The following is a 17,347-nucleotide window of genomic DNA, read 5'->3' as shown; positions in this document are numbered from 1 at the left end:
AATATAGAAATGTCCGCATCTAAATATGAAACGGTCGTTGGACTTGAAGTCCACGTGGAGTTGCATACGAACTCCAAAATTTTCTGTGGCTGCTCCACAGCTTTTGGAGCTCCGCCGAACACGCATACCTGCCCGGTCTGTCTCGGACATCCGGGCGTACTGCCTGTGCTGAATCGTCAGGCGGTAGACTACGCAATGAAGGCAGCGATGGCCCTGAATTGTACGATTGCTGATGTCAGCAAGTTTGACCGTAAAAACTACTTTTACCCCGATTCACCAAAAGCCTATCAGATCTCACAATTCGATCAACCGATCGGTGAGAACGGTTGGATTGACATCGAAGTGAATGGTGAAACGAAACGAATCGGCATCACTCGTCTTCACTTGGAAGAAGATGCAGGGAAGCTTACACATATCGATGGTGGATACGCTTCTTTGGTGGACTTTAACCGTGTCGGTACGCCACTCGTTGAGATTGTATCCGAACCTGAGATTTCTTCTCCGGAAGAGGCACGTGCGTATCTCGAAAAATTGCGTGCGATCATGCAGTACTGTGATGTGTCTGACGTGAAGATGGAAGAAGGCTCACTGCGTTGTGACGCCAACATCAGTTTGCGTCCACATGGACAGGAGAAGCTGGGAACAAGAGCCGAGCTGAAAAACATGAACTCCTTCCGTGGTGTTCAACGTGGTCTGGAATATGAACAATATCGTCAGGCTGAAATTCTGGATGATGGCGGTGAAGTAGTTCAGGAGACGCGTCGCTGGGACGAGGCGCAAGGGAAAACACTGTCGATGCGTGGTAAGGAACAGGCGCATGACTACCGTTATTTCCCGGACCCGGATCTCGTGAAGCTGCATATTGATGCAGCCTGGAAAGAGCGGATCAAGGCTACCATACCTGAACTCCCAGACGAGCGTAAAGCTCGTTACACAGCTGATTATGGATTGCCTAGTTATGATGCAGAGGTTATTACTTCATCCAAGGCTATAGCTGATCTTTTTGAGGATAGCTTGAAATTCACTCAGGATGCCAAATCCGTATCCAACTGGATCATGGGCGACTTGCTGGGTTACCTGAATACGAGCAATCTTGAGGTGACTCAGGTTCCACTGACAGGTCAAGGTTTGGGTGAGATGATCGGACTGCTGGAGAAGGGTACCATTAACAGCAAAATCGCCAAAACGGTATTCAAGGAAATGCTGGAGAGCGGCAAGCTTCCACAGCAGATCGTTGAAGAGAAAGGTCTTGTGCAGATTAGTGATGAAGGTGCCATTCTTGCGATCGTTGAGCAGGTTGTGGCGAATAATCCTCAATCGGTGGAAGACTATAAAGCTGGTAAACAGAAAGCCATTGGCTTCCTCGTTGGTCAGGTTATGAAAGAAAGTAAAGGTAAGGCGAATCCAGCTCTTGCCAACCAACTGCTTGCAGATGTACTGAACCGCTAATCCTTCCGGTGAGGCCGGACAGAAAGAGGCTCGTCCCTGTGACAGCCTCTTTTTGTTATTATGGAGACAAATGTATTTCGGACGGGGGAACGGATATGAACATTCAACCATTGTCACTGAGTGATCTGGAGACGTTGGGGCAGTTATGGAGACTTCAACATGTAGCTTATCGATTGGAAGCCGAGATCATCGGATTTCAGGAGATTCCTCCTTTGATGGATACGATGGAGACACTTCGGGATTGTGGGGAAAGCTTTTACGGTTGCATCCTTGATGATGGAGAGCTTATCGGGGCTGTCGCTGTAGCAGAGGAAGAGGAGAACACACTGACCATTACACGAATGATGGTGCACCCGGATCACTTTCGCAAGGGAATTGCTGCATCTTTGATGACGTATGTGTTGGAACAGCATGCGGATCTTCCACGTTATATCGTCTCCACAGGAACGCTGAATCAACCCGCTGTGAATCTGTATACCAAATTCGGTTTTAACCCCGTGGAAGTCACACAGATTGCACCTGGAGTGGAATTAACGACTTTTCACAAGAATAAACTTTAATCATATTAACAACTTCGAGGAGGAATACCGACTTTGGGCGATCCCTGGTTCATTGATGAGTGGCACATTTTATTACGATTATTACTGGCCATGCTGCTTGGAGGGCTCGTAGGTCTGGAGCGGGAACGGTCCAATCATGCCGCCGGTTTGCGTACCCATATTCTGGTATGTCTTGGCTCTGCACTGATTATGATGTTGTCTGTTTATGGATTTAAAGATTTTGCCAATGAATTAAATGTAAGGATCGATCCAGCCCGTCTGGCTACAGCTGTAATTACTGGTGTCGGATTCCTGGGAGCAGGGACAATTCTCTTCACGGGAAAATCCATCACCGGACTGACTACGGCAGCTTCAATCTGGGTTGTTGCAGCCATTGGGCTTGCAGCAGGTGCTGGGTTCTTCTTTGCCTCTATCGTATCTACCGTTCTGGTACTGCTTAATCTCTGGGTATTTAACAAATTAGAGCTAAGGTATTTACGAGGGAACAAACTGCATGTCGTTACACTTCATACCCTGTCAGAACCCGGTTTCCTGGAACAGCTGTCGTCATGTATGGAGCAGGAGAAGATCAAAATTCGTAAAATTACCGTGAATGAACAGGATCTCGCTTATGCAGAAATGGTATCGGTTGAACGCAAAATTGAGATTGTGCTGCATGTCCAGGTACCGCATGATTTCAAAACAGTAGGCTTGGTATCCAAGTTAAGACAGTGGGAACACGTGACCAAAGTGTCGATCGAATAAATGAATTAGAACCCTCCCCAGGCCAGTAGTGCCGGAGGGTTTTTGGTCATATCCATATTTCTTCCAGTTACTCTCCTTGCTCTTTAGGGTACTATCTAACCAAATGCATGAAGAGCGGAAGGTCAGTTCAGAAGAGAGGAGTATGTTATGAAACGGAGACGTCAATCGAACAAAAAGACCAGTACAGTTCAGACCAAACCGGTCAGGAATCGGACTCATAAATTTATTGCGGGGTTATTGAGTGCCATTATTCCAGGCTTGGGTCATATTTATCTGAGATTGTACATGAGAGGTTTGACCTTTATGCTGCTTGTTATGCTTGATCTTTCAGCAGTGTTGTACTTCTCATCCATTGGTATACAGATCAATGTGCCATTGCTCATCTTGCTGGCTTTGTGTATTCCGGTTATTTACTTTTACAATGTATATGATGTGCTGCAATCTGCGGATTGGGTCATGATGCGCAGACGTAGAGCAGTAACCCAGGCAACTTCGGACAAGCCGGTATCCAATGAACGTTCTACACGAGATGCAATGATGGTCTGGGAGAAAGGCATATCGTTCGGATTACTTCTGATTGTGGGAGGATCATTGATGGTGCTGTTCTTCCGCAAACCACGCTGGTTCCAAGAGATCCTCGCCATGTATGGCGGATATTCATTTGCGATTCTCATGATCATAGGAGGATTGCTCCTGTTCGGGCGTGAGTTCTGGGTAATGTTGAACAAGAAAAAAATGTAGTCGAAACGATACAAGGGGGGAACGTGATGAACCGTAAAGTCCGGGTTGGCCGCTATACGGCTGCCGCCTTAATCATAGCGGTCGGTGTGCTGTTGATTTTGGATAAACGGTGGGGAACTGACTATGTATATGACATGGTGGACTGGTGGCCATTTTTGCTCGTTGTTTTAGGCGTGGAATATATCTTGCTCTTTCTGTGGACACGTAGAAGAAAAAAGGCTCAATCGGATAATCCAGGTAATCCTGATGAATCAATAAAAGTACGTTTCAGACCTGATGCCAAAGGTATTCTGACCTCATTGATTTTGGCGGCTTCTGTATTTATTGTTACTGAGCAGGATCACTACATGCACTTATGGAATAGAGTGAGTCTAAATCTCGGAGCGGCTTCCATGGACTACAGTCAAGCTGCAGGATATATGGAGGATAAGGGCACGATTCGTGTTCCTGTTGGTATGGATACGTCAGATCTTGTAGTCGAAGGTGTGAACGGGGATATCTCCGTGCAACGGGGAGACACGGAGGAGATTGAAGTACGAACGGTTATTTGGGTGGATCAGACAACGGAAGTACAGGCGAAGGCCGTAGCGGATGCTTCTTTTGTGGAGACCGATGGTACGAAAGTGATTCATATCAAAGCTACAGGCAAGACGTATGGAGAAAATGAAAAAACGCAGCCACGGATGAATATCACCATAACGATTCCCGATGATCGTCGCTTTAATCTGGATATTCGAACTTCCAATGGTGCGATATTGTTAAACCGTCCGGAAGCCATTAGTACCATATTCGCTGAAACGGGTAACGGACGGATTCGAATTACCAATGCCGTTGGAGATATCTCGGGCAAAACGTTGAACGGAGATGTCATCGTAGCCAATGCTATTGGTAATGTGGACCTCGACAGTAACCGTGGAGACATGAAGGCCCGCGGCGTTTCCGGTGATGTCGATCTGACCACGCAAGTGGGAAGTATCAGTATCGCAGACTCCGTTGGCGAATTCACGGCAGAGACACGTAACGGCAATATTACACTCGACGGTGCCAACCTGGGAATCAAGGCTCAATCGCTCAATGGCAGTATTAACATTGTATCTGCCAAAGTCGGAGGTGACTGGGATGTATACAGTGCTGTAGGTGCCATTAACGTGCTGCTGCCTGATCGGGGCGACTATAGTCTTGCTGGTTCCAGCAGTTATGGAGATTTAATCACGGATCTGCCTTTCAAAGTACAGAATAAAACGATAGAAGGCCAGCTCGGTGAGGGTGAGTACAGGGTGAAAATCGAAGGGAACAGCGATCTCACCATTCAGAGCAATCCAGCTGTATCTACACCGGATATAGTTACACAAGAGGCAGAAGATACGGCTGAAGATTTGGAACAGACGACCGAAGACGGAGCAAATTCCCAGGATGATTCTACAGAGGTTCCTTGACGGCCGCGTTGACAATAAACTTGTAATCGCCGTACAATAAATGTACACTGGCAAGATTACACGACACGAAAGATGTGTTGTCGTTGTTAATGGCCGGGAATCAACTCTGTACGATGAGCCAGCAATATACTCTTCAGCAGAGAATGAATGAAAGGTAAGGCGGTGGGTTTTATGGCAACACGTGTCCAACATGCGTTGGAGCATCTGAAAACGACCGGTGTCCGTATTACACCCCAGCGTCATGCCATATTGAACTATCTGATGGAATCCATGGGGCATCCGACAGCCGATGAAATTTACCGAGCCCTTGAACCCCAATTTCCCAGTATGAGCGTGGCGACGGTATATAACAATTTGAAGATGTTTCTGGAAGCGGGCATGGTCCGGGAATTGACATACGGAGATAATTCAAGCCGCTTCGATGCCAATGTGACGGATCATTATCATGTTATCTGTGATCAATGCGGCAAGATTGAAGACTTCAGCTATCCTTCACTCAAAAGTGTGGAGCTACAAGCAGAATCGAGTACGGGATTTGAAGTACACGGTCATCGATTGGAAGTATATGGCGTTTGTAAAAGTTGCAGGGATTAAGAGAGTTGAATTACAATATTAGCGTGTAGAATTCAGTATGGATTCTTCACGCTTTTTTTTAGCATTTATGCAAAATGCTCATTTCTATAACAACTTATGCGCACATCCTTATGATTCGGCATAATTAACGGAGGTAGACGTTTTTGGGTAGAAAAAGCAGATATACAGGTAAGAAGCGACGTTCATTTTGGCCCGGTTTTCTCGGGGCTTGTCTGATCGCCGGAGGTGCTTACTGGCTCATAACGAATGTATGGTTGAACCAGACTCATGAAGACCCCGACTGGGTAGGAAGAAGCCAGCCTATTTTTGTGGATGGGCAACTGATGGACGGAGACGCTTCGGGTACAGGAGATCAACTTAAGTTACCTGTAAAGGTGCTGCAAGAGGCGATTGATGCGGGCATACGTTATGAACCAGAGTCGGGAGATATTATTATTGCCTCCCCTCAGCGAGTCCTTCATATGAAAGAGGGCAGCACACAAGCAGAACTTAATCATAAAGATTATCCTATGACGGTTAAGCCAGAGGTTAAGGATGGAGAAGCATACATTCCGCTCAAACCTTTGAAGGAAGTGTACGGCATAGCTATACAGGAAGATTCGGTAACAGGTGCTGTGCTGCTGATGCGTGGAGGAGACACGATACAATATGCAGAGATTGATACGTTGTCATCCAAAGCGGACAAAACGGTGCCGTTATATAAACGTGGGGGAGAATCCTCACCAATCATTGCCGATATGGAAAAGAATGCACGGGTACGTGTATGGCAGACGGGTGATAAACAGAGTTTTGTTCAACTCGATAATGGATATGCGGGATACGTAGATAATGATCATATTGCGCTCACCGAGAAAAAGAAGGTGGACATGCCCAAGTATACACTGACTGCAGCAGAGAAGAAGTGGCAGAATAAACCGGTAAACCTGGTTTGGGAAGCCGTGTACAATCGTCAGCCTGATGTGGGCTCGATCGGTAAAATGCCTGGTGTGAATGTGGTTAGCCCTACATGGTTCCACATTACAGATGGACAGGGCACTGTGAAAAGCAAGGGAAATCAAGCTTATGTGAACTGGGCTCACCGTTCAGGTATGGAAGTATGGGGACTCATGGATAATAGCTTTGACCCGGACATTACCAAAGAAGCCGTAGCTTCTTATGCGACACGAACTCATATTATCGAGCAGATGTTAGAGTATGCACAGACGTATCAGTTGGACGGTATCAACATCGACTTTGAGAACGTCTATACAGATGATGGGCCGAATATTACTCAGTTTGTGCGCGAGATCAAGGCGATGGCTCGTATACATGGATTGATGTTATCAATCGATGTAACACCAAAATCCAACAGTGAGATGTGGTCTGCTTTTCTGGATCGCCGTGCATTAGGTTCTTTTGCCGACTATGTTATTGTGATGGCCTATGATGAACATTGGGCGGCTAGTCCCAAGGCGGGTTCGGTAGCGTCTCTTCCATGGACTGAGGCTTCCATGAGACGCATACTTGAGGAAGATGAAGTACCTTCTAACAAGTTGATTATGGCAGTGCCGCTTTATACCCGGATCTGGACGGAAGAGACGAACGATCAAGGGGAGGTTAAGGTGTCTTCCAAAGCGGTAGGCATGAATACCATTGTGGACCTGATTCAAGAAAAGAAACTCAAACCCGAATTGGATCAGGCAAGTGGACAGAACTATGTGGAGTATGAGGAAGACGGAGCGACCAAGAAAATATGGATCGAAGATGCCGTGTCCCTTCAGGCGCGTGTGGATTTGATTGCTTCGTTGAAACTGGGCGGAGTAGCGGCGTGGAATCGCAGTTTTGCCAATGCTTCTGCGTGGGAGATATTGAAGCAGGCTGGTCACTCAAAATAATTTGCTCGTGCTCCAGTTTTGACTGCTGGCTTAACTTCCTTTACTTCGCAAAGTCAAAAGTTGTTCCCGTTTGATATCATCATATGTGCAGTCAAACGTTTTGTTGGCCTTAGGACTCATAACTTAACTTCATATCTTAGCTAGTTACAACAGTAACAAGGGTAACATTTATAAGCCAAGTCAAAAAAGGTCCGGTAGACATACCGGGCCTTTTTTTTGTTCTTCAATAGAATTAAGGTGAAAGACATCTAGCGGTTGGAGATCAATTCGTACTATCCTTCGGTGGGTGGAGCTGTTGTAGAAGGCGCTTTCAGTTGTTGACTGGTTGTATTGGCCTTATTAGGGTCCAGGGTGAGGATGGTATGACAGAACATACAACGATCCGTCTTGCCCAGCATTTTGGTTAACTTCCCGCATTCCGGGCAGTCGACTTGTACAGCACTGGTAGAGAGCATGCCAGCCCAGAAATAAATGGCTAGACTGGCCATCATGGCAATCAGTCCGATGACGAGTCCTACAGCTGCGAATACCTTGCCTGCATGTCCCCAGAATACAATCCCGGCTGTTCCCAGTATCATTAGGCCCATACCTAGCATGGTCAGCAGTAATCCCCAAGTGCGAAAAGCATTAATTTTTGCTGATTTAAAAATCATGAAAAATGCTCCTATCGTATGAGTAGTATCGGACCTGGAAAAGAAGGAAACTTCAGTCTGGATGTAGAATTACATTATAACTGACTTGGCGCTTATCTGCCATGAAATGTATGGAGGGAATCGTGGAATTAAAGAACCTTGCTTTTTTGTCCGAACAGTCGGAAGAGACGGGGGCAGTTGGGGCTATCGCTTATTCCCACCCGGGAGAGCGATTCCACGGCTCCCTAGTTCAAGATTTTGAATTATTAGTACTTGTTGTTCATAATGATGACCAATTGAAGTCGACGGTGGGACATTATAGATATGGTGATCTTCGTTATCAAATGATCTATGCGAGCCGTCATGAGTTACAGAGTAGTGTCGTTACCGGGAATCATCATAATCTCACCCAGTGTCTGATTGAAGGTGAGATTATCTGGGAAGCAGACAGCGCCTTAAGTAATTTACGAGAAGAACTGTCTGCCTTTGGGACAGAATTGCGTGAGCAGAAGCTGCTTCATGAATTTACCAGTTTCTTGAGAATGTATGTGGAGGCTAAGCGTCATATCCAGGAAGGGCATGTTGTAGACGCCTACTACAATGTATTAGAGGCTTTGGGGAACTGGGCAAGAATTGTATTAATTGAACAGGGGATATATCCAGATCATGCCGTGTGGACTCATGTACAGAATCTGGATCGCGCTTTGTGGAAGCTATATCAGGAACTTACCGTAAGCTCCGAGACGCTGGAGCAGCGAGTGGAGCTTGTCCTGCTTGCCTGTGAGTTTTCCGTAATGTCCAAAATGAGTGAATGCTCAGAGTTGCTGCTGCGTGTGTTAAGAAGTCGCAAAGAGCCGTGGAGCATGAATGAACTGGTTCATCATCCGCAGTTAAGGTTTGTTCGAGAAGATCTGCCTTTGGTTCTGCGCAAGCTGGTCTTTCGTTCTATTGTAAAAGAATCTGCAGGATGGCCATCGATCGGAGGAGAGGGCCGGGAGATTCGGTATTGGATTGAGGCATAATCTTCTCCGAGAGCCTGACATTATATTGATCACATAAGGAAGGGGAAACCTTCCTTTTTTGTTTGTTTAATAATTTATAAAAAAATGTTGACTCTCATTCGTGATATATGATACATTATATTTCGTTCCTCAAACGAGCTTATCGCCAACAAACGATAAATTCTTTAGAGGAAAAGTGAAGAACTAAACCTTCAAAAAAGAAATTAAAAAAAGTTCTTGACGAAAACAAACGAAATGTGATACATTATTTAAGTCGCCGCCGAAACTTGGTTGAGACGAAAAAAAAAGAGTAAAACAAATCGTGTTTGATCTTTGAAAACTGAACAACGAGTGAGTAACGATCTTGCTTGCAAGATCGACGCTGAGAGATTGGTACAAGTCTTCGGACTGTATGATTTCGAAGCAAAAACGAGATTTTTAATCTCGTCAGATTCAAATGAGCTTATCGCTCTTTTCAAATACTGAGATGATTTTCATAACGTTTAACCGCGTTGTTGAAATTCATCTTTATTGGAGAGTTTGATCCTGGCTCAGGACGAACGCTGGCGGCATGCCTAATACATGCAAGTCGAGCGGAGTTGATAGGAAGCTTGCTTCCTTGATACTTAGCGGCGGACGGGTGAGTAACACGTAGGCAACCTGCCCTCAAGTTTGGGACAACTACCGGAAACGGTAGCTAATACCGAATAGTTGTTTTCTTCGCCTGAAGAGAACTGGAAAGACGGAGCAATCTGTCACTTGGGGATGGGCCTGCGGCGCATTAGCTAGTTGGTGAGGTAACGGCTCACCAAGGCGACGATGCGTAGCCGACCTGAGAGGGTGATCGGCCACACTGGGACTGAGACACGGCCCAGACTCCTACGGGAGGCAGCAGTAGGGAATCTTCCGCAATGGGCGAAAGCCTGACGGAGCAATGCCGCGTGAGTGATGAAGGTTTTCGGATCGTAAAGCTCTGTTGCCAGGGAAGAACGCTTGGGAGAGTAACTGCTCTCAAGGTGACGGTACCTGAGAAGAAAGCCCCGGCTAACTACGTGCCAGCAGCCGCGGTAATACGTAGGGGGCAAGCGTTGTCCGGAATTATTGGGCGTAAAGCGCGCGCAGGCGGTCATTTAAGTCTGGTGTTTAATCCCGGGGCTCAACCCCGGATCGCACTGGAAACTGGGTGACTTGAGTGCAGAAGAGGAGAGTGGAATTCCACGTGTAGCGGTGAAATGCGTAGATATGTGGAGGAACACCAGTGGCGAAGGCGACTCTCTGGGCTGTAACTGACGCTGAGGCGCGAAAGCGTGGGGAGCAAACAGGATTAGATACCCTGGTAGTCCACGCCGTAAACGATGAGTGCTAGGTGTTAGGGGTTTCGATACCCTTGGTGCCGAAGTTAACACATTAAGCACTCCGCCTGGGGAGTACGGTCGCAAGACTGAAACTCAAAGGAATTGACGGGGACCCGCACAAGCAGTGGAGTATGTGGTTTAATTCGAAGCAACGCGAAGAACCTTACCAGGTCTTGACATCTGAATGACCGGTGCAGAGATGTACCTTTTCTTCGGAACATTCAAGACAGGTGGTGCATGGTTGTCGTCAGCTCGTGTCGTGAGATGTTGGGTTAAGTCCCGCAACGAGCGCAACCCTTATATTTAGTTGCCAGCATTTCGGATGGGCACTCTAGATAGACTGCCGGTGACAAACCGGAGGAAGGTGGGGATGACGTCAAATCATCATGCCCCTTATGACCTGGGCTACACACGTACTACAATGGCCGGTACAACGGGCTGCGAAATCGCGAGATGGAGCCAATCCCAACAAAGCCGGTCTCAGTTCGGATTGCAGGCTGCAACTCGCCTGCATGAAGTCGGAATTGCTAGTAATCGCGGATCAGCATGCCGCGGTGAATACGTTCCCGGGTCTTGTACACACCGCCCGTCACACCACGAGAGTTTATAACACCCGAAGTCGGTGGGGTAACCGCAAGGAGCCAGCCGCCGAAGGTGGGATAGATGATTGGGGTGAAGTCGTAACAAGGTAGCCGTATCGGAAGGTGCGGCTGGATCACCTCCTTTCTATGGAGAATCGTTTCCTGCAACGGAAACATTCAAATAAGCAGGTTCTCAGAACCTGCAATAGCGATTCATTTTGGTTCATCACTTCGGTGTGGATGAAATGAAGAGCACAACACTCACTCGTTGCTCAGTTTTGAGAGCTCAAACTCTCAAACAGCTTGCTTTTGCATGGAGCTTGTTCTTTGAAAACTAGATATCGAAACGAAACAAACGCGAATTAGAACATTCCTTTAAGGGATGAATACTTGTTCGGTTCAAGTAACCGATCAACAATCATCCTAGCTGAACTTGTGTTAAACAAGTCAAGTGTATAAAGGTAGTTAAATTGCTTTTGCGATGGTATTGAATGGGAGCGACTTTTGGCTTTGCGCAAGCAAAACAAGGGAAGCGAGCAGTCAAAACCGGAGCAATATGGTTAAGCTACTAAGAGCACACGGAGGATGCCTAGGCGCTAGGAGCCGATGAAGGACGTGGCGAACAACGAAACTGCCTCGGGGAGCTGTAAGCAAGCTTTGATCCGGGGGTGTCCGAATGGGGAAACCCAGCTGGGGTAATTTCCAGTTACACCTAACTGAATACATAGGTTAGTGTGAGGCATACCAGGGGAACTGAAACATCTAAGTACCCTGAGGAAGAGAAAACAATAGTGATTCCGTCAGTAGCGGCGAGCGAACGCGGAGAAGCCCAAACCAGAGAGCTTGCTCTTTGGGGTTGTGGGACGTCTCACATGGAGTTACAAAGGAACCGGTTAAGCGAAGAGGTCTGGAAAGGCCCGCCAAAGAAGGTAAAAGCCCTGTAGTTGAAAGTCTGTTCCCTCCGAGACGGATCCCGAGTAGTGCGGGGCACGTGAAACCCCGTATGAATCCGGCAGGACCATCTGCCAAGGCTAAATACTTCCTAGCGACCGATAGTGAAGCAGTACCGTGAGGGAAAGGTGAAAAGCACCCCGGAAGGGGAGTGAAATAGAACCTGAAACCGTGTGCTTACAAAAAGTCAGAGCCCGTTTTAGGGGTGATGGCGTGCCTTTTGTAGAATGAACCGGCGAGTTACGTTCCCGTGCAAGGTTAAGGTGAAGAGCCGGAGCCGCAGCGAAAGCGAGTCTGAATAGGGCGAATTAGTACGTGGACGTAGACCCGAAACCGGGTGATCTACCCCTGTCCAGGGTGAAGGTGCGGTAACACGCACTGGAGGCCCGAACCCACGCATGTTGAAAAATGCGGGGATGAGGTGGGGGTAGCGGAGAAATTCCAATCGAACTCGGAGATAGCTGGTTCTCCCCGAAATAGCTTTAGGGCTAGCCTCGGAAAACAGAGTCGTGGAGGTAGAGCACTGATTGGGTGCGGGGCCCGCAAGGGTTACCAAGCTCAGTCAAACTCCGAATGCCATAGACTTACTTCCGGGAGTCAGACAGTGAGTGCTAAGATCCATTGTCAAAAGGGAAACAGCCCAGACCATCAGCTAAGGTCCCCAAGTGTGTGTTAAGTGGGAAAGGATGTGGAGTTGCACAGACAACCAGGATGTTGGCTTAGAAGCAGCCACCATTGAAAGAGTGCGTAATAGCTCACTGGTCGAGTGACTCTGCGCCGAAAATGTAACGGGGCTAAACACACCACCGAAGCTATGGCTTGATGCTTTGCATCAGGGGTAGGGGAGCGTTGTATAAGGGTTGAAGGTGTACCGTAAGGAGCGCTGGACATTATACAAGTGAGAATGCCGGTATGAGTAACGAAAAGATCAGTGAGAATCTGATCCGCCGAAAGCCTAAGGGTTCCTGAGGAAGGCTCGTCCGCTCAGGGTAAGTCGGGACCTAAGGCGAGGCCGAAAGGCGTAGTCGAAGGACAACAGGTCGAAATTCCTGTACCACCGTAAGCCGTTATGAGCAATGGGGGGACGCAGTAGGGTAGTGACGCAGACTGATGGATGTCTGTCCAAGCAGTAAGGCTGATGTGTAGGCAAATCCGCACATCATTAAGGCTGAGCTGTGATGGGGAGTGAAAATTACAGTAGCGAAGGTCATGATCTCACACTGCCAAGAAAAGCCTCTAGCCAGGTGATGGTGCCCGTACCGCAAACCGACACAGGTAGGCGAGAAGAGTATTCTAAGGCGCGCGGAAGAACTCTCGTTAAGGAACTCGGCAAAATGACCCCGTAACTTCGGGAGAAGGGGTGCCCCGGTAGTGTGAATAGCACGAGGGGGCCGCAGTGAAAAGGCCCAAGCGACTGTTTAGCAAAAACACAGGTCTGTGCGAAGCCGTAAGGCGAAGTATACGGGCTGACGCCTGCCCGGTGCTGGAAGGTTAAGGGGAGTGGTTAGGGAGCAATCCCGAAGCTGTGAACCGAAGCCCCAGTAAACGGCGGCCGTAACTATAACGGTCCTAAGGTAGCGAAATTCCTTGTCAGGTAAATTCTGACCCGCACGAATGGCGTAACGACTTGGGCGCTGTCTCAACGAGAGATCCGGTGAAATTTTAATACCTGTGAAGATGCAGGTTACCCGCGACAAGACGGAAAGACCCCATGGAGCTTTACTGCAGCTTGATATTGAATTTGGGTACGATCTGTACAGGATAGGTGGGAGCCTTTGAAGTGGGAGCGCAAGCTTCCATGGAGGCAACGTTGGGATACCACCCTGATCGTATCTAGGTTCTAACCTGGTACCGTAATCCGGTGCGGGGACAGTGTCAGGTGGGCAGTTTGACTGGGGCGGTCGCCTCCTAAAGAGTAACGGAGGCGCCCAAAGGTTCCCTCAGAATGGTTGGAAATCATTCGAAGAGTGCAAAGGCATAAGGGAGCTTGACTGCGAGACCTACAAGTCGAGCAGGGACGAAAGTCGGGCTTAGTGATCCGGTGGTACCGCATGGAAGGGCCATCGCTCAACGGATAAAAGCTACCCTGGGGATAACAGGCTTATCTCCCCCAAGAGTCCACATCGACGGGGAGGTTTGGCACCTCGATGTCGGCTCATCGCATCCTGGGGCTGAAGTAGGTCCCAAGGGTTGGGCTGTTCGCCCATTAAAGCGGTACGCGAGCTGGGTTCAGAACGTCGTGAGACAGTTCGGTCCCTATCTGTCGTGGGCGTAGGAAATTTGAGAGGAGCTGTCCTTAGTACGAGAGGACCGGGATGGACGTACCGCTGGTGTACCAGTTGTTCCGCCAGGAGCACCGCTGGGTAGCTATGTACGGACGGGATAAACGCTGAAAGCATCTAAGCGTGAAGCCCCCCTCAAGATGAGATTTCCCAGTATGTAAGACCCCTTGAAGACGACGAGGTAGATAGGCTGGGGGTGGAAGTGCAGCAATGCATGGAGCTGACCAGTACTAATCGGTCGAGGGCTTATCCAATTTGCAAGTGATAACTCGCGTGTTTCGTTTCGAATCTAGTTTTCAGAGAACGATCTCTGAAGCATATTCCCTGATAGCTCAGTTGGTAGAGCACTCGACTGTTAATCGAGTTGTCACAGGTTCGAGCCCTGTTCGGGGAGCCATATGGAGAGGTGTCCGAGCTGGCCGAAGGAGCACGATTGGAAATCGTGTAGGCGTCACAAGCGTCTCGAGGGTTCGAATCCCTCTCTCTCCGCCATAATATTAAGGCCCGTTGGTCAAGGGGTTAAGACACCTCCCTTTCACGGAGGTAACAGGGGTTCGAATCCCCTACGGGTCATAATAACTTCAAAAAAAGAAGTTGATTTTTACAACAAGATTATGGTATGATCATAAATGTGTTGTTCGGAGGCTTAGCTCAGCTGGGAGAGCATCTGCCTTACAAGCAGAGGGTCGGGGGTTCGATCCCCTCAGCCTCCACCATATAACCTTTATAACGACGCGGGGTGGAGCAGCCCGGTAGCTCGTCGGGCTCATAACCCGAAGGCCGCAGGTTCAAATCCTGCCCCCGCAATTGAACTTTCCTTTGAGAAAGTGATATGGAACCGTGGTGTAGTTGGCCTAACATGCCTGCCTGTCACGCAGGAGATCGCGGGTTCGAATCCCGTCGGTTCCGCCATTTAATCTTTACATGAGGCAAACTGTTCACTACATCTGCTGTATGGCACTGATGCCCTATATAAAGTGTAAGGAAATGAGATTAGACTTTATTATGGCTCGGTAGCTCAGTCGGTAGAGCAGAGGACTGAAAATCCTCGTGTCGGCGGTTCGATTCCGTCCCGAGCCACCATTTTTAAAACAATTTAATATGCCGGTGTAGCTCAACTGGTAGAGCAACTGACTTGTAATCAGTAGGTTGGGGGTTCAAGTCCTCTCGCCGGCACCATGTAATCCTGGAGGATTAGCGAAGTGGCCAAACGCATCAGACTGTAAATCTGCTCCCGTACGGGTTCGGTGGTTCGAATCCATCATCCTCCACCAGTTTTTAGGGGCATAGTTTAAAGGTAGAACAACGGTCTCCAAAACCGTTGGTGTGGGTTCAATTCCTGCTGCCCCTGCCAATTAACTTTTTTGAAACTTAACTTTTTGTGGCGATCGTGGCGAAGTGGTTAACGCACCGGTTTGTGGATCCGGCATTCGGGGGTTCAATTCCCCTCGATCGCCCCTTTGTTTTTTAAATTTTTAATGGGGATTAGCCAAGCGGTAAGGCAACGGACTTTGACTCCGTCATGCATAGGTTCAAATCCTATATCCCCAGCCATTATGCGGAAGTGGCTCAGCGGTAGAGCATCGCCTTGCCAAGGCGAGGGTCGCGGGTTCGATTCCCGTCTTCCGCTCCAAAATATGGCGCCATAGCCAAGTGGTAAGGCACAGCTCTGCAAAAGCTTTATCCCCAGTTCGAATCTGGGTGGCGCCTCCAGTATATGCCGGCGTGGCGGAATGGCAGACGCGCTCGACTCAAAATCGAGTGGGAAACCGTGGAGGTTCGAGTCCTCTCGCCGGTATATTGAATAGTCCTACAGATTGCGTAAGCAATTTGTAGGACTATTTTTATTCTATAAAAAAAACGATTTTGTATAGTAAGAAAAGTGAGACGTTAATAAAGATTGACGTATGAATTTATTCGGTATATTGTAGATAAGTGAAGTCTTTAATGCAAAGGAGTGAAGCAGAGTGACTATTGGAAAAAATTTATCGGATAACGACCTGTTATTTAATCTTTCTGTGTGGGAAGAGGCATGGAAGAATCGTCCGAGAAGTTCAAAATATAAGAAGAAAAGCGCACCATTTAATACAGAAGAAGCTTTTGAGCGGTGGGCCAGAGACTATCACGCACAGTCGTTTACTGAAGAAGGAAAACATCGGTCTGAGCGTATTATGGGCTGGCTTGAGAACCAGGGGGTGGAGTTCGCAGGGTTATCCATTTTGGACATTGGAGCCGCTTCAGGCATATTCACCATTCCTTTTGCAGAAAAAGGAGCAAGTGTGACCGCAGTTGAGCCTTCTGAGTTACTTGTCTCCCTTATGAAAGAAACAATACCTTCAGCTCTGGAACCCAAAATCGAAATTGTAAAAGAACGATATGAGGAAATCTCTATTCAGGATAAAGGCTGGGAGAAGAAATATGACTTTGCATTTGCATCCATGTGTCCAGCAATGTCGGATTGGGAAACGATTGAGATGGCGATCAACTGTGCCCGGAAGTATGTGTATATAAGCACTATGGCGGGACAGAGGGAACACACACTAATGGATGAACTTAAGGGTGTACTGGGTGTAACTTCTTCATATAAGGCCGGTGATATGGGATATATTCAACAGTTGCTGTATTTGAAGGGTTATTCATACACCATGATCATTACGAGAGAAGTTAACTCATTTGAAGTACCGGTGGAAGAGGTTATTGAGAAGCTGCCAGAATGGCTTAATACGTATGAGTTACCAACAGACGAGGATTCACTCAGACTGGCTGAGAAGTACATCCGGGATACATACAAGGGGAGCAAGGTGACTTTTTCACGCGGAGCAAGGTTTGGTAAAATTTTGATTCAACTGGAACAGCCAAATATGAAAACAGTCAGTACTAAGGATAAGCGATAAATCGTATAAGCTTGTTACGTGCTCTAAGGATCAGGAATCGAGACGGACAACATAGTCCAACGTCTAAGATGGTGCTAGGGAGCATCACACTGCCATACAAGAAATTCACGTGTGAAGCATATGTAGTTAAAGTTAAATTCACAAAAAAAGAGGGAGCAGGATAATTGCTCCTTCTTTTTTATAAATCCAATAAGGCTTCGAGCGCATTGAACTAAACAGTCGACTACTTGGAGCTGTAGAGCTGGATCAAGGA

The 17,347-nt window shown here is 47.7% G+C and carries 10 protein-coding genes, 15 tRNA genes and 2 rRNA genes; 26 read left to right on the top strand and 1 reads right to left on the bottom strand.

What is annotated here, in order from left to right; genetic code table 11:
* The first annotated feature begins 9 nt into the window (after positions 1 to 9).
* From gatB to NYE45_RS25135, 7 genes are all read left to right on the top strand, one after another.
* Complete coding sequence (gene gatB / locus NYE45_RS25165) at positions 10 to 1,449, top strand: Asp-tRNA(Asn)/Glu-tRNA(Gln) amidotransferase subunit GatB (protein ID WP_062836483.1); 1,440 nt, start codon at positions 10 to 12, stop codon at positions 1,447 to 1,449.
* A gap of 95 nt (positions 1,450 to 1,544) precedes the next feature.
* Positions 1,545 to 2,009: a GNAT family N-acetyltransferase gene (locus tag NYE45_RS25160; protein WP_340014447.1), complete on the top strand. Its 465-nt coding sequence runs from the start codon at positions 1,545 to 1,547 to the stop codon at positions 2,007 to 2,009.
* Between the two features lie 33 nt (positions 2,010 to 2,042).
* Complete coding sequence (locus NYE45_RS25155; RefSeq protein WP_062836484.1) at positions 2,043 to 2,753, top strand: MgtC/SapB family protein; 711 nt, start codon at positions 2,043 to 2,045, stop codon at positions 2,751 to 2,753.
* A gap of 147 nt (positions 2,754 to 2,900) precedes the next feature.
* The gene (locus tag NYE45_RS25150) at positions 2,901 to 3,494 is read left to right on the top strand and encodes a hypothetical protein (protein WP_145152296.1); all 594 of its coding nucleotides are present in this window, start codon (positions 2,901 to 2,903) and stop codon (positions 3,492 to 3,494) included.
* Positions 3,495 to 3,520: 26 nt separating this feature from the next.
* Complete coding sequence (locus NYE45_RS25145; protein ID WP_340014446.1) at positions 3,521 to 4,930, top strand: DUF4097 family beta strand repeat-containing protein; 1,410 nt, start codon at positions 3,521 to 3,523, stop codon at positions 4,928 to 4,930.
* Positions 4,931 to 5,101: 171 nt separating this feature from the next.
* Entirely contained in the window at positions 5,102 to 5,524 is a 423-nt protein-coding gene (gene perR, locus NYE45_RS25140; RefSeq protein WP_026081471.1) for a peroxide-responsive transcriptional repressor PerR, read from the top strand.
* A gap of 143 nt (positions 5,525 to 5,667) precedes the next feature.
* Entirely contained in the window at positions 5,668 to 7,398 is a 1,731-nt protein-coding gene (locus NYE45_RS25135; RefSeq protein WP_340014445.1) for a glycosyl hydrolase family 18 protein, read from the top strand.
* Between the two features lie 272 nt (positions 7,399 to 7,670).
* Here the strand turns inward: NYE45_RS25135 and NYE45_RS25130 are convergent, their stop codons facing one another.
* Entirely contained in the window at positions 7,671 to 8,051 is a 381-nt protein-coding gene (locus tag NYE45_RS25130; RefSeq protein WP_145152286.1) for a DUF2614 family zinc ribbon-containing protein, read from the bottom strand.
* A 122-nt stretch (positions 8,052 to 8,173) separates the two neighbouring features.
* On the opposite strand from NYE45_RS25130, the gene NYE45_RS25125 reads away from it, so the two are divergent.
* The 19 genes from NYE45_RS25125 (at position 8,174) to NYE45_RS25035 (ending at position 17,094) form a co-directional block, all read left to right on the top strand.
* Positions 8,174 to 9,052, top strand: a complete 879-nt coding sequence (locus NYE45_RS25125) for a nucleotidyltransferase-like protein (RefSeq protein WP_340014444.1) — start codon at positions 8,174 to 8,176, stop codon at positions 9,050 to 9,052.
* Positions 9,053 to 9,559: 507 nt separating this feature from the next.
* Positions 9,560 to 11,112 (top strand): 16S ribosomal RNA (locus NYE45_RS25120).
* A gap of 413 nt (positions 11,113 to 11,525) precedes the next feature.
* Positions 11,526 to 14,454 (top strand): 23S ribosomal RNA (locus NYE45_RS25115).
* The 16S and 23S rRNA genes sit together here with 15 tRNA genes alongside, the layout of an rRNA operon.
* Positions 14,455 to 14,521: 67 nt before the next feature.
* A tRNA-Asn gene (locus NYE45_RS25110) sits at positions 14,522 to 14,597 on the top strand.
* 3 nt (positions 14,598 to 14,600) lie between these two features.
* Positions 14,601 to 14,692: transfer RNA gene (locus NYE45_RS25105), tRNA-Ser, on the top strand.
* Positions 14,693 to 14,701: 9 nt separating this feature from the next.
* Positions 14,702 to 14,773 (top strand) — tRNA-Glu (locus tag NYE45_RS25100).
* Between the two features lie 67 nt (positions 14,774 to 14,840).
* A tRNA-Val gene (locus NYE45_RS25095) sits at positions 14,841 to 14,916 on the top strand.
* A 17-nt stretch (positions 14,917 to 14,933) separates the two neighbouring features.
* Positions 14,934 to 15,007 (top strand) — tRNA-Met (locus tag NYE45_RS25090).
* A gap of 27 nt (positions 15,008 to 15,034) precedes the next feature.
* Positions 15,035 to 15,112, top strand: a tRNA-Asp gene (locus NYE45_RS25085).
* 95 nt (positions 15,113 to 15,207) lie between these two features.
* Positions 15,208 to 15,283: transfer RNA gene (locus NYE45_RS25080), tRNA-Phe, on the top strand.
* 20 nt (positions 15,284 to 15,303) lie between these two features.
* Positions 15,304 to 15,379: transfer RNA gene (locus NYE45_RS25075), tRNA-Thr, on the top strand.
* 9 nt (positions 15,380 to 15,388) lie between these two features.
* Positions 15,389 to 15,474, top strand: a tRNA-Tyr gene (locus NYE45_RS25070).
* A gap of 6 nt (positions 15,475 to 15,480) precedes the next feature.
* Positions 15,481 to 15,554, top strand: a tRNA-Trp gene (locus NYE45_RS25065).
* A 30-nt stretch (positions 15,555 to 15,584) separates the two neighbouring features.
* Positions 15,585 to 15,657 (top strand) — tRNA-His (locus NYE45_RS25060).
* A 22-nt stretch (positions 15,658 to 15,679) separates the two neighbouring features.
* Positions 15,680 to 15,754 (top strand) — tRNA-Gln (locus NYE45_RS25055).
* Positions 15,755 to 15,758: 4 nt separating this feature from the next.
* Positions 15,759 to 15,833, top strand: a tRNA-Gly gene (locus NYE45_RS25050).
* Positions 15,834 to 15,839: 6 nt separating this feature from the next.
* Positions 15,840 to 15,913: transfer RNA gene (locus tag NYE45_RS25045), tRNA-Cys, on the top strand.
* Positions 15,914 to 15,919: 6 nt separating this feature from the next.
* A tRNA-Leu gene (locus NYE45_RS25040) sits at positions 15,920 to 15,998 on the top strand.
* Between the two features lie 169 nt (positions 15,999 to 16,167).
* Positions 16,168 to 17,094, top strand: coding sequence for a methyltransferase domain-containing protein (locus NYE45_RS25035; protein WP_340014443.1), 927 nt, complete (start codon positions 16,168 to 16,170; stop codon positions 17,092 to 17,094).
* The last annotated feature ends 253 nt before the right edge of the window (positions 17,095 to 17,347 follow it).

The sequence above is a fragment of the Paenibacillus sp. FSL K6-1318 genome, from assembly GCF_037976905.1.
Taxonomy (GTDB): Bacteria; Bacillota; Bacilli; order Paenibacillales; family Paenibacillaceae; genus Paenibacillus; species Paenibacillus amylolyticus_A.
The sequence above is the reverse complement of the archived record's forward strand: the minus strand, read 5'-3'. Positions and strand labels throughout refer to the sequence as shown.

Bases quoted from the DNA above. Each gene is read 5' to 3' on its own strand.
- NYE45_RS25130 (WP_145152286.1), bottom strand. From the start codon at position 8,051: ATGATTTTTAAATCAGCAAAAATTAATGCTTTTCGCACTTGGGGATTA.
- NYE45_RS25145 (WP_340014446.1), top strand. From the start codon at position 3,521: ATGAACCGTAAAGTCCGGGTTGGCCGCTATACGGCTGCCGCCTTAATC.
- perR (WP_026081471.1), top strand. From the start codon at position 5,102: ATGGCAACACGTGTCCAACATGCGTTGGAGCATCTGAAAACGACCGGT.
- NYE45_RS25160 (WP_340014447.1), top strand. From the start codon at position 1,545: ATGAACATTCAACCATTGTCACTGAGTGATCTGGAGACGTTGGGGCAG.
- gatB (WP_062836483.1), top strand. From the start codon at position 10: ATGTCCGCATCTAAATATGAAACGGTCGTTGGACTTGAAGTCCACGTG.
- NYE45_RS25150 (WP_145152296.1), top strand. From the start codon at position 2,901: ATGAAACGGAGACGTCAATCGAACAAAAAGACCAGTACAGTTCAGACC.